This is a genomic window from Flavobacterium arsenatis, from assembly GCF_031456785.1.
Classification (GTDB): domain Bacteria; phylum Bacteroidota; class Bacteroidia; order Flavobacteriales; family Flavobacteriaceae; genus Flavobacterium; species Flavobacterium arsenatis.
Window position 1 is genome coordinate 91,049 of record NZ_JAVDVI010000015.1, and the last position, 15,135, is coordinate 106,183.

The window sequence follows — 15,135 nt, forward strand, 5'->3', positions numbered from 1 at the left end:
ACTGCAAAAGTACTTTTTGGTTTAAGCCCGATTTCACAAAGGTTTGTTAAAACATCAGTTGAACTGTTCTAAATTATAGTGCTGATTTCCAAAGGAGGTCTGCCGATAATTGCCTTGTTGCCGTTTATAACGATTGGTCGTTCGATTAATATCGGATTTGCAACCATTGCATCAATAATTTGGTCATCGGATAAATCCTTGTTCTTGAAATTTTCTTTCCAGATGGTTTCATTTTGGCGAACTAATTTCAAAGGCTCAACATTCAATTTCCTGATGATTTCCTTCAATTGTTTTTTTGATGGATTGTTTTCCAAGTATTTAATCACTTCAAATTCTTTTCCAGAAGCCTCCAAAATGGCCAAACCTTCCCTGGATTTTCCACATCGTGGATTGTGCAGTATTTGTATCATATAAAAGTTATTTTTTTACAAAGTAATTGAAATCATTTGAGAAATTAGGATTAAATTCGGGGTAAGAAATTTAATTCCCATTTTAAAAAAATCGAAAGTATGTTTATAGAACAAATGAATACCAAGAAGTTTAACTTTATACTTTATCTTCCAATTCCATTAGGTTTTATGTTTCTGATGATTGTCAATTACATCTCCAGTCAAGGAATGGATACTGAAAAAGTGATTCATGATCTAATCAATCAAATTGGAGTAAATCTTGCCTTTGTTCTTCTTGTTGGTCCTTTATCTTTTGCTTGTTTGTTCCTTCTTTTTTGGGTAAAAGTGCTCCATCAGCAAAGCATCCGAAGCCTCACAACTTCCCGACCAAGAGTGGATTGGGGAAGGATTCTGTTTTCTTTTTTCTTATGGGCTTTCATTACAATTGTAATGGTTTCATTGGCTTATTTTGCTAATCCTGAAAATTTCCATGTCAACTTTCAACCTGTTCCGTTTTTCACCTTTTTAATTTTGGCCGTTTTGCTTATTCCGTTGCAAACGAGTTTTGAAGAGTATTTTTTCAGGGGCTATTTGATGCAGGGAATTGGCGTAGTAACCAAAAGCAGGTTATGGCCTTTCTTGATTACCTCTGTTTTATTTGGAGTGATGCACATTGCCAATCCAGAAGTGGGTAAAATGGGCTACATTATTATGGTATACTACATCGGAACTGGTTTTTTCCTAGGAATTCTAACACTAATGGACGAAGGATTGGAACTTGCCTTAGGTTTTCATGCCGCCAATAATTTAATTGGAGCTTTGCTGATAACATCGGATTGGTCGGCATTCCAGACCCATTCTATCCTGAAAGACCTTTCCGAGCCAAGTGCTGGCTTCGATGTAATTTTGCCTGTGGTCATAATTTTTCCGATTCTTTTATTTATCTTTAGTAAAAAGTACAAATGGTCCGGATGGAAAGAAAAGCTCACCGGACAAATTCCAGAAAACAACGAAAATCAATTTAATAAAATAGAAGAAAATGTATAGTCCAACCTACCGTGATGTTCACAATAAATTCAAGCTCAACGGTTTTCATCTTGATCGGGATGACCTTTGCCGTGTGGCCTATAGTTTTATAAAAGAAGGCGAGCCCTTTGAAAAACCTGTGGGGGATTTTCTCCTGGATTGGTTTGATGATAGAGATTACATCGAAATGCAAACTTCTGGAAGTACGGGAATTCCAAAATTAATTCGCGTAAAAAAGCAAGCGATGGTAGATTCTTCCCTTGCAACGGGAGATTTTTTTGATATTCATCCTGGAGATAAGGTCTTGAATTGTCTTCCTGTCAAATATGTTGCCGGGAAACTGATGTTTGTTCGAAGTTTTATCCTCGGATTGGATATGGAGTTTGTGGCTCCTAGCTCAAGACCGCTCAAGAACAATGACGTTGTTTATGATTTTTCGGCCATGGTGCCGCTTCAGGCTCAAAATTCGCTGAACGAATTGCACTTGATAAAAAAACTAATTGTTGGAGGTGCAAAAATCAATACTTCTCTGGAGCAACAATTATTAAAATTACCAACGAAATCCTTTGAAACATACGGCATGACCGAAACCGTTTCTCATATTGCAGCAAAGAATGTTGGCGAGAAAAGCTTCAAGGTGTTGCCCAATGTAACTGTCGAAAAAGATGAAAGAAATTGTTTGGTTATCCATGCCCCAAATATTTCAGAGACTCCTATTGTGACGAACGATTTGGTAGATTTAATATCAGATACTGAATTTGTTTTTCTAGGAAGGCTGGACAATGTAATCAACAGCGGGGGTATAAAATTCAGTCCAGAACTCATAGAAGAAAAGCTTACCAAGAAAATAACTGATAGAAGATTTTTTATTGCTGGAATACCAGATGCCGATTTGGGAGAAAAATTAATACTGGTTGTTGAAGGAGAAAAGTACGAACTACCAGAAAACCTTTTTGATAAATTAGAGAAATATGAAAAACCAAAAGAAGTAGTTTTCATCCCTCAATTTAAAGAAACGGGTAACGGAAAAATAATTAGAAAAGATTCTTTATTGTAATTTTAAAAAAAATTAATTCATAAAAAAAGCCCTGATTTCTCAGGGCTTTTTAAGTTATATCAATCTAAGAATTATTTGATTTTGAAAGTAACTCTTCTTACAATCTGACGTGCTTGTTTAGAATCTTTGTTTACAGAAGTATCTTCACCATTTGCAACAACATTCAATCTTGAACCACTGATTCCAGCATCAACCAAGATTTGTTTTACATTCGCAGCTCTTTGTTGAGACAAGTTTTTGTTGTAATCAGCATTTCCAATTTCGTCAGCATAACCTACTACATCAGCAGAAGCAGATGGATTTGCTTTCAAATATTTCACTAGGAAGTTAATTCCTGAAGCAGATTCAGTTGTTGGTTGTGTTTTATTGAAATCAAAATAAACATTTACATATCCATCATTGATCAAACTTTTCACGTCCATTCCAGAAGTTGAAGTGTTTCCTTTATCACCATATTTAGTTTCAAAATAGCTTTCCAATTCGTCAGCAACACCATTGTTGTTTCTATCGATTGTTCTACCTTTAGTATCAACTTGAACACCAGCCATTGAATTTGGTTCAGCATCAAACATATCTGGAACACCATCTTGATCAGAATCAGTTAATCCTGTTTCGATTGTAGCCAATCTGTTTTCTAATGCATCAATTTCTTTTTTCAATTCAGAATCCATAGTAACCCAGTCAGCATGTTTCTCGTTTCCTCCTAAATATACAGTCAAACCAATCGATCCTTGAAAAAGAATTCCTTGAAAACCTCTTCCAGTATAATCACTTGCACCGTCAAAAGACTTGTTTTGGCTAACTGTTAAAAGTGTAGAGAAATCTCCAGTTAATGCAACTCTGTTAGAAAGTCTCAATTGAGGAGTTAAACCAACCATGAAGTTACCCATTCTATCAGTAAAAGCGTGGTTATCACTTTTTAATTGTGCATAACCAAATCCTCCATGAGCTAACAATCCTAATCTGTTTGTCCAAGTTTCAAAGTTTAAAACTCTACCAACATTAGCAACAGCTTGTAAGTTTGCCCTGTAAAAATGAGTATCAAAATCCATTGACTCATCTTTTCCTGTAAAGCTGTAGTATCCAGCATCAAGTTTCAAACCAAATTTGTTATTAAACATATAACGAACACCAAAATCAGCATTCCACGGACTTGGAGTTGATTGAAAATAACCTGAAGTCGCAGGTCTTTGGAATTTATTAACTCCTCCGTTTAATTCAATAGACCATTTGTTATAGTCTGAAGAATTTTCAGTTGACACACTCGTCGGTTCATCTGTTTGTGCAAATACACTTGTAGTAAGTGCAAATACGCTAAGGGTAAGTAAAATCTTTTTCATAATAGTTTTAATTTTTTTAGTTTTAATTTTGAGTACAAAATAAGTCAATTTTTTTTACTAAAAAACCTCTTTTAACAAAAAATTTAACAAAATCATTTGTGTTTTTATAGATTTCTCAAGATAACACCACTGTTTTTTACGAATTTCACAATGTATGCAAGCATAATAAAAAATATTGTGTGTCTTCTCTTCAAAAAATTGCCATATTGTTATTGGACAAATTTATAGCTATTCAATAAAATAGTACTTTTACTATTTAATGAAAATATTATGAGATTTCACACTAGAAAATGGGTAAAACCAGAGGATCTGAACCCAAACGGAACACTATTTGGAGGGAAGTTATTGGCATGGATAGATGAAGAACTTGCTTTATATTCCATTATCCAACTAGAAAATTCAAGGATTGTAACCAAACATATGTCGGAAATTAATTTCAGAAGTTCGGCAAAGCAAGGCGACATCATCGAAATTGGGATTGATGTGGTGAAATTCGGAAACACATCCATAGTGCTAAAATGTGAGGTTCGAAACATCATGACTTGGGATACCATCATTACAATCGACACTATCACTATGGTTAGCTTGGACGATGAAGGAAAACCAAAATCCCACGGAAAAACTACAATAGAATTTATAAGGGATAGAAGAAATAATTTTTCATCATAGACTTCCAATGGGATTGGTCTATCATTAATATTAAACCAAAAAAAAATCTTCAGCAGTGAAATCAAAAGTGTCAAGCTTTTAGCGAAACAGATCGTTCGGCGGTTCTATCTTTTAGATGGGTTCTCAATGTTAAATTCTTCCTTTCAATGATTGATACCAAAACGTTTTTAAAAGATAAACTTACAATTTAAAATCTCTAAGCCCAAAAATAAATCTTCAAAACATTGAATAAAACCCTAAAGCTCCTTGAAAAGCAAATCGTACATTACCGTGTTTTAAAATGACTTGATAATTTTGTATCAACAATGTTAAATTTACAGTTTTGTATTTGCAAACAATCGAAAGTTTTTGTTTTGAAATGTCTTTCTTTTAAATCAAGACTATTAGGTATTGGTTTTTCATAATTGAAACTAAAGCTGTTATCGTATTTTAAAAAAATTAAACTTTTACAAAAACCAGATTCGTCTGCCTCTAAATTATGAGATTTTATTAAATCTTGCCAGAGTTTAGTATCATTGTTACCCCGGATTATAACGCCCTTTGTAAGGAAAATTTTAATGTTTTTTTCTACTGTTGAGTCGTGATTATCAGATTTTAGTATTGGATAAAATTCCATATATCGGATTGAACCATTATATGATTTAGAAAACGATATTATCCCATAGCCAGAAAATTTTTTTGTTGGCATTTCATCTTGCACATACTTTGAATCGTTTTTACACGAGATCAATACCAATAGGAAAATAATAAGTTTCTTCATTTGTTCTAATTTTTTTGTGCTCTACGTGCACCATTAGGTATAATCATAAAACCACCTACACGATCTACAGCCATTTTGCCTATAATTGTCTTTGGATTATTGTGGGCTTTCGCACGACTTTTTGCATGTTCAAACCATTGCTGATACTGGACTTTATGCAGAGAAGTACCCTTGCTACCCATAAAGTTATTTTCAAAACCCTCAAATGGAACTGTGATTTTATTAAGAGTAGCATTGTTTTGTCTGTAATCGTCATACCTACCCGCTCTGCGAAGTCTCCCGACTTCGCACACAAACTAAATCAATCTCAATAAGAATCATATCGTTGCACATTACTTACATTCAAAACATCTACAATAGACATGTCAGCCTTCTCGATCAGCACCATTCCCTTGCCGTCAACATAAACCGAAGCACTCGAATAAACATAGTGAGAGGCCTTTTCCACCAAACCCGCCCGAACAGGATTGAGATGAATATAATCCAGCTTCGACCACATAAAACTATTGCTGTAAACCTCCTCCGGGTGATTCCCATATTGCCAAAACTGATAATTCTTGTTTCTGGAATGGCTCTCGGTAGCCAACCGAAAACGCTCCATCATTCATTCCCTTCTACTCTCAGGCTCGGCCTGAATCTTATCTAAAATTGTTTTTGACGTAAACTTCTTGAAATCCCTAATCAAGTCAGACAATAATCCCTCACTCGATTGAACCACCAGATGAATATCATTACTCATAATCACATAGCCATAGAGAACCATCCCCTTATTTTTGATGCAATAGTCAAGACACTCAATAACCACATCACGATAGTTTTTTCTAGAAAAAAACATCGATCCAATCTACAACCGTAGCAGTAATAAAATGTGGCAATTCTTGATTTTTTATCCTATATCCTTCCATTTTCTTTTTATCAAATATACTAAATGATTTGTTTGGATGCGAAGTCTCCCGACTTCGCAGAGCATAATCATGTTTTAAGGTTGTGTGAATTTTAAGGAAAATATGCAGAACCGGAAAGATGATTTGTTTGAATGCGAAGTCGGGAGACTTCGCAGAGCTGGTGTTGTTCTGGAAACTATCTCATAATGTGCTATTTTTATACAATGAAAATCGTTTTCCAAATAGTATTGCTTTTATTCTTTAGTCTGACACAGGCTCAAAAAACCGTAGAAACTAAAACCAAAAAGGATACAACTCAACTATTAAATTTTGAATTCCGTTGGTACAATATTTCTCCCTGTGGTTGCTATACCTTTCCTAAAAGGGATAGTCTTTATATTGCAAAAGACACCATAAAACAGCACCCGATTTTATTCAATAATAAAACAAAACTTTATAATAGGAAAAAACTACTCCGTAATGAAGTGGTTCTTTCGTTTTAAAGTAAGTAGAATCGAAGTTAATTTATCTCTCTATAACTTTATATCCTGTTTCTAAATCAATGGTATAATATTTAACTTTTCCCTTTTTTATAACTGTAACATAGAAAACAGGAGTTGAAATCACGTCTAATTGCTTTTTAAGATCTTTGTTTAATGACTCTACATCTTTTGAATTGAAGTTCTGATAAACTTTTAAAACATCTTCATCAACATTATCTAATTTTAGATTTTTCTTTTTAATAATTCTTACTATTTCATCGTCAGCAGACTGAATTATATTAGTGTAGACATCGTCATTATCTGTAAAAACAAAGCTATCTTCTACTAAACCCGAATAGCTACTACGCAATTTATCAATGATGATGATTATTTTTTTGCTTTCAAAGTCAATGTCTTTCAATGCCTTATTTCTATTCTCAATACGGATATTAAAATACATATTTTCTCTATCATTAATATCCTTTACCATATCGGGAAAATCCTTATAAGTTTCTATTTGCTGTTTTAGTTCCTTAGAAAAATATTTTTTACTAGGAGTATTAATTAAGTCCAAAGTTAATTTTTGTGAACATCCCAGTTGAGATGTAATCATTATCAATACTAAAATTATTTTACCTATTTTCATTGTAATTATATCTAGAATTTAAAATCACTCCTTTATTCGCCTTATTCACATCATTAATAGTAGCTTGTGTTTGTTGTGTTTGAGGTGTATTTGGATATAAATAACGACCTCCATCTATGTTATAATAAATACTATTACCTTGATTATCTATCAAGCGAGATTCAGCAAATGCACCTTTGGAATTACCACCGTAATGTGTTCTTAATGGAAGTCCTGATTCTGCACGGATTTTATTTTCAACATGCGTGGCTCCAATTTCTGCTTTAAAGACACCTGGTTTATACCAAGTATCATAATTAGATGAGTTTTTACTTGCTATGTGTTCCATCTCATGTCCTAGAGTTACAAAAAGCGGAGTGGCTATATATCCTTCAGTTGTCCATGATTTATTAGCCGACGTTGGGTCTAAAGAAATTATACCTGTGTTACGATTTGCCTCGGGAGCTTGTCCTTGAGTATATTCAAAGGTAACATTCTTTTTATCGCCCGAAAAAGCATCAATCATTCCTTTTCCTGTCTTACCGCTATTCTCTAAACCATTTAAACCTGCAATGGTTTGCAGGACAAAGTCTGATAAATTTTCAGAAGCATCAATTGTTTTGTAACTGCCGTCTGCTTGTCTTTTTTGTGTTTGACCGTTTTGATATCTATACTTATCTGTACCATTGGGGTCATTAATATCAATATACTCTCCATTTCTATCTATAAAATATGTTGGCGTATTTCCTGCATATTGATAAGGGGTCATTCTCTCAAACATTTCCGCCATACGATCAATATTAAAAAATCTTCCCAGTGCTGGGTCGTAATTCCTCGCTCCATAGTCGTACCAGTTCAGTGAAAGTTCATCCTGATACTCCTTGCCATTGTACTTATACTGATAGTTGCTCCTCCTTACCGGTTGCACAATGGCATAGATCCCTCCTGTCCCAATACTTCCTCCCCAGTCGAGGATACGGCGGTTATAGCTGTGCCTCATCCCGAAAGGATAGTAGTGGTTTTCCTCCAAAACCTGTGCCGTGTTGTCATCATTGGTATAGCTGAGCCTTATGTTACCAAGGTGGTCGGTATAGTTATAGACATAATTGAATATGTTTCCGTTGGTGACCCTCACATACCCTTCGGACGTTGGAAAAAATTCCAATACACCGGCTATGTATTGATAGCCTCCAAGATACTCCGTGACCACGTTCTGATGTTCGCCGTCTGGTGATTGGTTCAGGACGTGCTTGAGCATCTTTTGCCCTAGGGCATTGTAAATATACGTAATATTCTTTTGTCCGGCACTCACCCTAAAGGTGATCTTTGTGGGCAGGTTCAGGTGGTTGTAGTCTATCCTTTCTATGCCCTTGTTCCAATCCGCAGTCATGTTGCCATTGTCATCGTATTCGTAATCATGATCAAAGTGCGTGGGGTTGAAATCCTTGTTGATATTGCCATCCAAGAAGCCATCGAGGCTGTAGCTTTTATCGTCAACCCTCCGAAGCACATTGGAATTGTGATCATAAAGGTAGTTCAGGTCATCAATGTTATAGCTATAGCTGGTATCCCCATCCCGATATCCATTCCTGTAAAGATGGCGGATGTTGCCATTCTTGTCATAGCCGATCTCCTCGTTGTATGCAGCGGTATAGGGTTGGGTAAGTCCGGGTTTCTGGTAGTAGGCATCGGTCAATCGATTCAGATCGTCGTACTCATAGCTGTACTTCCTTAATGTATTCTCAGGGTGGGTCTTCCAATAGGTCTCTGATATGTTCCCATTGAACAGCGGTGTGCTCATGCCCTCCACTTCATTATAGCCTATCCTGAAGGCAAAGAGGTCATTAGGAAAACCACTCTCTGCAAAGCTTAAGGTATTATTGATGCCCTTGAGCCAACCCCGGATGTTATAGGAGAAATCTACCTTCTGTAGGCCTGTGGGGTTGGTTGCAGGCCCTCCAACATGTTTGCTTTTTAATTGTCCCAATGCGTCATATTCGTTTGAAGAGAGTCGTTCAGCTACCCCGGCATAGCCCGGAAAGGTGATTTTATGGTTGTGGCTCATAAGGAGGTCTTGGTCGGAATAGGTAAATTCCTCCCTTGTGATCAGCTCGTCACCGCTGCTCCTCTTATGGTAGGTGGTGCTGTAGGTGGCCTTGCCCGAAAAATCCAGCTTGGTGTCGGTATAGGTATATCCTCCCAGATAATTGGCCGTATGGTTCCTCACCGCCCTTCCTTTCTTGTCATACAGCACATACGAGGTCTCGCCCGAAGTGGAGGATGAGCCAGTGAGCACCCTGGTCCATGAGCCAGTCGGCAATCCGACAGGCTTCAATGTTGTATTGTTGTACTGTACCTGCTGGATGCCGTCCATGACAATGGAGAACACGGTGGGGGCATTCGGGAAGGCATAGTCGTCATAATAGTTGACTGTGAGGACATGATAGCCTGCAGTGGGCCATGCTAGGTTGGTGTACCGGAATGGTATTGCATTGATCGTGGTATTTGTGGAGGTCTTCGATTCGTTGAATACCGTCTGGAGGTTGAGGGTGTTTTTTTGAAGGGTTGCCCTTCCGTTTGCGTGTATGGTGCTTGAGGCCAGCCAGCCGGTCAGCATAGGCCTTCCCAAGGCATCATATTTATTGATGAGCCATCCCATGCCTGAAATGTTGTTGAAAGGTGAATGGGCAGGCCCTGTGGCCACAACTCGATCCTGCCGGTCGTATAAAATGAACTCCCACTGCTTGCCCGGCAGTTTCTTTTCCACCAGCCTGTTGCGGGAATCGTACTTGTATTGGTAGCAGAGCTTTTCCAGTATCTCCTCGTTCATATTCCCTTCTGCCATGGGGGGCAGGACAAAGGAGAGGTTGCCAAACTGGTCGTAGAGGTAGTAGGTGTCATGGGCAATTGCCGTATTGGTATTGTCTGGGTCGTTATAGGTACGCTTTAAGACCACCTGTCCCTGCCTGTTCTTGAACTCCACGGTTGTATTCAGCAGTCCCGATGTCCAGTTTTCATCCTTGGTGATGGTCTTGTACAAGGTGTTGGGATCATAATAGCCACGGGTTACGGGAGAGGGATTGTAGAGTTCCTGCAAAGGGATCCAGGAGGCGTCGGCCCTCAGCAGCCGGACCTCCCCTTCCCCATTGGTCTTGTATTCAAACTTGATGGTGTGGTCCTGGTCACTGGTTTCCAATACTTTCCAAGCCATTCCCGGTGCCCCCTGTTCAAGGATCCTGCCCAAAGGTGATGCCTCTAGGCGCTTTTCGGAATAGGCAAAGGAGGCATCCGTACCATAGTTGGTAGTGTAATGGCTTGACGGACTGCTGGTAAGCGAGGAGTTGGAAGTGAAAAGCATGTTGCTGGATGATGCTGGTATGGGAAGGTACTCTCTTGTCTGTCTTCCATAGTCATCGTATAGGATGGGTGTCACAACGTCCATCCCCGATGAGGACTGCTTGTGCAGTACCTGCTGCATCGGCCTTCCCAGTCCATCGAAATAGGTCACGCCTACGGAGGCCTGGGCAGGAGTTGGATTGCTCAGCGGAATGGAGACCGCCTGCTTGTAGGTGATGTTCTTTATGTGGTTCTGGTCGGTGCTCTGTGCCAGGGCGATCATTGGCAGGAGGCAGAGAAGTATGTTGATGCTTTTCATGCTGGCCTAGTTTTGAGGTTTGTAATGGTACTTGCTTTCGGTTAGTATGTTGCCCTGATGGTCCCTAACACACTTGAGCCTGCCAAATGCATCGTACTCATACGTAGTTGTCAGACCCTTGGGATCGGTCATACTGGTAATCCCAACCAATGGCTTGTAGGTGTAGGTGGACATCTGGGCTCCGGGCGGATGCAACCTTACCTCGTCGATAAAGGCATATCCACCTCCGATTGTCACGGTGGAACCTGAAGTGGTTGTCGTGACAGTCTGCTCCACATAGGTCCAGGCGGAGAAGGCAGAGATCTTGCCCCAGAAGGAGACCACCATCTGGCTATATCCAGAGGAGGAGGAGGGAATTGTCAGCGTATAGCTTCCCGTGTGGCTCTTGGTTCCGGTCTTGCTCTGAGAGGTGCTTACCTGCTGGGCATCCTCCTCGAAGCTGGTATGGAATGGTACGGTGGCATCAACGTTGAATGTGGCATAGAGCTCTACTTCCACCTCTTGGCTATAGGTGGTGCCATATCCGAAACCTACGGGATAGGTTGCGGCGGCAGTCGCCGTGTAGGCACCCGGGGGAAGGGATACCTGGCTGGATACTTCCAGTGTGGTCTGGGACTGGAGCATATTGTCGGTTATGGTTGCCGCCAAGGTATTTCCGGGACCATAGATCTTGACAGTGAATGTGGCCGGATGATCGTTACCTTTTTGATACCTTCTCGTTACCATCGCATTTATTGCAGTCCCTGCGGTACAGTTGGATACGCAGTTGCTGGCCAAGGTATAGGGCACCGAGCTGGTCATTGATATACTGCTGTTGTTGGTGCTGAAATGCTGGGACAATGTCTTTGGAACGGACGTATTTACATACCTTGAATTGTCCACCATCGCGATAGGCAATGTGCCACTGTAGCCCCAGAGGTAGGCTGTAGGAGTGCCATCGGTCTTCCGCACACCTGCAAGGTTGGCCTTCTGGGTATAGGCAAGGTAGTCCACCCTGTTCTCAACCCCTCCGATGCCTGCCTTCTGGGTGCTGACGTACTCGGGCTCTATGATGCCGCTGCCCCAGTTCCTGTAGCGGGTCAACACCTTGTCCTGCAGTACTGCTCCCCTATAATGGTTTGCCTCGATCACCTGCGCTATCTGGTTCCGGGCCAGCATTGCCTGATAGGGCTGTACGGTAGGAAAATCATGGGGGTACTTATATTCGGTCTTCAGCAGATCACCCTCACTTGAAGTGGAAGTTTCTTCCTTCACGGCAAGGTTGGCCTGGTTGTAGGTAAGGTTCCTGGTCGTCAGCACAAATTTTGTTTCATCTTGTGGATCGTAGACAAAGGTCATACTTTGGGTCATAACGGAAGCCTCTTGATAGGCCTTGGTGTCTATTGCTACAATCGAATTTATATATTCATCTATTGATGAACTGCAAAATGCATCTGGATTACAACCTGGTACACAATTTTCATTGTAGCCGCAACAACCATAAGGAGCTGCATTGGCCATTGTCCAATATGATTCGTGCTGATAGCTTTTCTGACGGGTAAGCTTTATTCCCGTATTGAATGTGGATTTGAATAATTCCTTGTATTGGTATTCTTCCCGTTGGACCTTGTTATATCCGGAGAGGTTTTTTAAGGATGTTTCCTTTGACAGGAGCTGTGGTAGATAATTACCTTTATCATAGTGAAAGGGGTGATGGAATCTTTCATATTGATATTCTAGTGGACTGTCATCGTATTCGTTAGGTGAATATGGGTAATCGTACTCGTATACTGTTTTGCTTTCATGACCTGCTAGTGTTCCATGGTATTCTGTGACCTGCTTATACACTACCTGTAAACCAGGAGCAACTTCAAGTGGCAATATTGGATCAGGAAACACATAATATTTTGAAAACTCAGCCCAACAATGATTATTGGGAAACTCACTGCCACCCGTATATCTCTTTTCTGTCATGAACTGATTATAAGTATAATATTCCTGCCTCAATTGCCTTGTAGAAGCTATATTATACTGATACGTCTTTATTCCCGCAATCACATCCGCTTCTGTAAAGCTTTTGATGCTCGCAACTCTGAAACCTCCTGCATAGCCATTACTATATGGGGCGTTATACGGATAGAGGTTGTTAATAAAAGCCCTTTCAAATTCGAATACTGTCCGTCCACCAGTAGGATAGCTGATTTCCTTCAACATGCAGGCCTTGGAATAATATCCTGTCGGGGAAGAATCTGCTTTCCTGTCCGCACCATAGTTCTGCTTGTCGTTGGCATTTGTAATAAAGTCCCTGGGAGCTTTGTTGTTTGCAGATCCAAGGGGAGTCCCATTGTAATAGCCCCAGAAATCCTCCTGGTATTTGGGAAGGCTCATCTTGTAGGGATAGGCAGGCAGTACCTGTGCTTCATACGTAAAATTGTATTTCTGCTGTTCCGGTACACCGGGAATTGCAAATGTAACATTCTCCAGGCCGAGCCTCTTGTTTTCTGCGGTCGTCCCAAAATAGCGGTCATTGAAGATGACACTCTTTATGATTTGTGAAGGTACCCCTACAGGTGTTACCTTTATACCTGAAAGCCTTTTCAGCAAAGGAAAATCCTCCCTGTCATCTTGATATTCAAAAGTTACCACCGCCTTTGAGCTGGTTATAGACTGAAGTACGGGAGTATTATAACCGGGAAGTGGTGTCAATGTTTGATAGGCACCTGAAAAAAGATCGCTAGGGCTACATTGTAAGGAATAGACTTGTGGGCTAGAAAAATAAATTTTAGAAACAGCATTCCTTGAATAGGCCGCTTCACGCAACTGATAGGTAAAAGTAATCGTGTCGGTACCATCAGCTGAAACCATCTCCTTGAGGAACCATTCCGATGGAGGTTGTGTGCTTGACATATACGATTCAAAAGTATAAAGGGTACCATTGTCGTCTGTTATCTTGAACCTATATATTTTCTTCTGACCGCTTGGGTCAATAAACCTTTCGATCTTATAAGGCCGATATGGTAGCGTAATCGCAGTGTTGTTGGCCGGATAATCATACGTGAATACGCCTGAAGGGCCGTTGGGCAACCTGTAGAAGTAGCGGTCGCTCATCGAGTCCTGGGTGTTGTCGAAGGTATCATCGAAAAAGAACTCGAAATTCCTTATACCAGAAAGTACATTGCTCGCACAGTCGTATATGTGGGCATTGGTATTGACCGCGGCCAGCATGGCCGCCGCATTGCTGTAGGTCTTTGCTATGCTCTTCTCGTCACGTATCCCGTTTACGGTACGCGAGATCATCCCCCCGGCATTCAGCGACCACCCAAGCCCCACCTCTGATGCAATATCCTGCACCTTAATGCCCGAGGCGTGATAGGAGATCGAGATCGGCACCTTCAGCTTGGTGCCTTCGAGGGTATATATTGGGATGTCGATGTTTGGCACCCCTGTGCTGTAGTCCACTGGTATCTCGCCATAGCGCATGAAGGTCTGGGAGGTTGGGGATGCAGGGATGATTGTGGGAAGGTTTAGCTGCTGTTGTTGCTGTGCTGCTACGTTTGAAAGGATCACCAGCATTAAAAAAAAATATAGTGTTGTTTTCATATATGATTCAGTTGTTGTTATTGTTTTCCAACACCTAGGTTACAGTGATGGTTTTGTTACGGCTATTCTGGCAGGCAATCCAATTCACCTATTCCCGCCACCTCATTTTGATTTTTGAGCCTAATCATTCTTGATCACCTTGACGCTCCCCTCACCCATATTGGTCACGATGTTCACAATATACACCCCCATCGGATAGCCCGACAGGTTAACAGGAACAGTCCTGCTGTCAATTGTAAATTTTTGCAGTTCCCGGCCTCCTATGTCATATACCCGTGCCGTGCCGGTATCAAAATCAAACCCTACAATCACATTCGTATAGTTCACAACAGGGTTCGGTATCGCCTCTATCTTCACCTTCTCCTTCAACGGCTTCTCCCTGTCCTTGAGCTTCACCACCCAGAAGTCCTTCCCTCCGTAGTGCATCTTCTTGTCCCGTGAGATCTTCGCTCCCGGTTTCGGACCAAGGTTTTCCGTGGCTGTCGCACCTCCGTGCCCGCCTCCTGCCTTGCCTCCGCCAGATTTGGAAGGATTCAGCAGTTTGCCAGTAGGCGAATCCACCCCGAGTTTGAATGCCGAGTCGTTGTTCCTGCCGATGGCATCGTTTATCCCTTCTGTTGCAGAACTTATCTGTTCGCCTACTGCATCATTTACCCGTGCGGCGGTATC

The 15,135-nt window shown here is 40.6% G+C and carries 12 protein-coding genes and 1 pseudogene; 3 read left to right on the plus strand and 10 right to left on the minus strand.

Annotated features, from left to right (window positions below):
• Positions 1-68 precede the first annotated feature (68 nt).
• Positions 69-410, minus strand: coding sequence for an arsenate reductase (glutaredoxin) (gene arsC / locus J2X31_RS15285; RefSeq protein WP_310027833.1), 342 nt, complete (start codon positions 408-410; stop codon positions 69-71).
• Positions 411-509: 99 nt separating this feature from the next.
• Between arsC and J2X31_RS15290 the strand changes: the two genes are divergently transcribed.
• Together J2X31_RS15290 and J2X31_RS15295 are read left to right on the plus strand one after the other, a co-directional pair.
• The gene (locus J2X31_RS15290; protein ID WP_310027835.1) at positions 510-1,436 is read left to right on the plus strand and encodes a CPBP family intramembrane glutamic endopeptidase; all 927 of its coding nucleotides are present in this window, start codon (positions 510-512) and stop codon (positions 1,434-1,436) included.
• Positions 1,429-2,472 carry an AMP-binding protein gene (locus J2X31_RS15295; RefSeq protein ID WP_310027837.1) on the plus strand — a complete coding sequence of 348 codons (1,044 nt, stop codon included), beginning with the start codon at positions 1,429-1,431 and terminating at the stop codon, positions 2,470-2,472. Before J2X31_RS15290 ends, J2X31_RS15295 begins: the two co-directional genes overlap by 8 nt.
• A gap of 71 nt (positions 2,473-2,543) precedes the next feature.
• On the opposite strand, the gene J2X31_RS15300 is transcribed toward J2X31_RS15295, so the two are convergent.
• Complete coding sequence (locus J2X31_RS15300) at positions 2,544-3,812, minus strand: OmpA family protein (RefSeq protein WP_310027839.1); 1,269 nt, start codon at positions 3,810-3,812, stop codon at positions 2,544-2,546.
• 270 nt (positions 3,813-4,082) lie between these two features.
• Between J2X31_RS15300 and J2X31_RS15305 the strand changes: the two genes are divergently transcribed.
• Positions 4,083-4,481: an acyl-CoA thioesterase gene (locus J2X31_RS15305; protein ID WP_310027840.1), complete on the plus strand. Its 399-nt coding sequence runs from the start codon at positions 4,083-4,085 to the stop codon at positions 4,479-4,481.
• A gap of 35 nt (positions 4,482-4,516) precedes the next feature.
• On the opposite strand, the pseudogene J2X31_RS18285 reads toward J2X31_RS15305, so the two are convergent.
• From J2X31_RS18285 to J2X31_RS15340, 8 genes and pseudogenes are all read right to left on the minus strand, one after another.
• Positions 4,517-4,648 (minus strand): annotated as a pseudogene (locus J2X31_RS18285) (IS1 family transposase); the annotation flags it as partial.
• Positions 4,649-4,746: 98 nt separating this feature from the next.
• Positions 4,747-5,241: a hypothetical protein gene (locus J2X31_RS15310; RefSeq protein WP_310027841.1), complete on the minus strand. Its 495-nt coding sequence runs from the start codon at positions 5,239-5,241 to the stop codon at positions 4,747-4,749.
• Between the two features lie 307 nt (positions 5,242-5,548).
• The gene (locus J2X31_RS15315; protein ID WP_310027844.1) at positions 5,549-5,845 is read right to left on the minus strand and encodes a hypothetical protein; all 297 of its coding nucleotides are present in this window, start codon (positions 5,843-5,845) and stop codon (positions 5,549-5,551) included.
• Complete coding sequence (locus J2X31_RS15320) at positions 5,846-6,004, minus strand: hypothetical protein (RefSeq protein ID WP_310027846.1); 159 nt, start codon at positions 6,002-6,004, stop codon at positions 5,846-5,848.
• 646 nt (positions 6,005-6,650) lie between these two features.
• Complete coding sequence (locus J2X31_RS15325) at positions 6,651-7,253, minus strand: hypothetical protein (RefSeq protein WP_310027849.1); 603 nt, start codon at positions 7,251-7,253, stop codon at positions 6,651-6,653.
• Entirely contained in the window at positions 7,240-10,887 is a 3,648-nt protein-coding gene (locus J2X31_RS15330; protein WP_310027850.1) for a DUF6443 domain-containing protein, read from the minus strand. The genes J2X31_RS15325 and J2X31_RS15330 overlap by 14 nt, the downstream gene beginning before the upstream one ends.
• A 6-nt stretch (positions 10,888-10,893) precedes the next feature.
• The gene (locus tag J2X31_RS15335) at positions 10,894-14,466 is read right to left on the minus strand and encodes an RHS repeat protein (RefSeq protein ID WP_310027852.1); all 3,573 of its coding nucleotides are present in this window, start codon (positions 14,464-14,466) and stop codon (positions 10,894-10,896) included.
• A 120-nt stretch (positions 14,467-14,586) separates the two neighbouring features.
• On the minus strand, positions 14,587-15,135 hold a 549-nt coding region (locus tag J2X31_RS15340; protein ID WP_310027854.1), incomplete at its 5' end, for a T9SS type A sorting domain-containing protein.

What these genes read in the sequence shown, in the direction of transcription:
- J2X31_RS15295 (WP_310027837.1), top strand. Translation starts at nt 1,429, where the DNA reads ATGTATAGTCCAACCTACCGTGATGTTCACAATAAATTCAAGCTCAAC.
- J2X31_RS15310 (WP_310027841.1), bottom strand. Translation starts at nt 5,241, where the DNA reads ATGAAGAAACTTATTATTTTCCTATTGGTATTGATCTCGTGTAAAAAC.
- J2X31_RS15300 (WP_310027839.1), bottom strand. Translation starts at nt 3,812, where the DNA reads ATGAAAAAGATTTTACTTACCCTTAGCGTATTTGCACTTACTACAAGT.
- J2X31_RS15325 (WP_310027849.1), bottom strand. Translation starts at nt 7,253, where the DNA reads ATGAAAATAGGTAAAATAATTTTAGTATTGATAATGATTACATCTCAA.
- J2X31_RS15320 (WP_310027846.1), bottom strand. Translation starts at nt 6,004, where the DNA reads ATGGTTCTCTATGGCTATGTGATTATGAGTAATGATATTCATCTGGTG.
- J2X31_RS15330 (WP_310027850.1), bottom strand. Translation starts at nt 10,887, where the DNA reads ATGAAAAGCATCAACATACTTCTCTGCCTCCTGCCAATGATCGCCCTG.
- J2X31_RS15290 (WP_310027835.1), top strand. Translation starts at nt 510, where the DNA reads ATGTTTATAGAACAAATGAATACCAAGAAGTTTAACTTTATACTTTAT.
- arsC (WP_310027833.1), bottom strand. Translation starts at nt 410, where the DNA reads ATGATACAAATACTGCACAATCCACGATGTGGAAAATCCAGGGAAGGT.
- J2X31_RS15315 (WP_310027844.1), bottom strand. Translation starts at nt 5,845, where the DNA reads ATGATGGAGCGTTTTCGGTTGGCTACCGAGAGCCATTCCAGAAACAAG.
- J2X31_RS15305 (WP_310027840.1), top strand. Translation starts at nt 4,083, where the DNA reads ATGAGATTTCACACTAGAAAATGGGTAAAACCAGAGGATCTGAACCCA.
- J2X31_RS15335 (WP_310027852.1), bottom strand. Translation starts at nt 14,466, where the DNA reads ATGAAAACAACACTATATTTTTTTTTAATGCTGGTGATCCTTTCAAAC.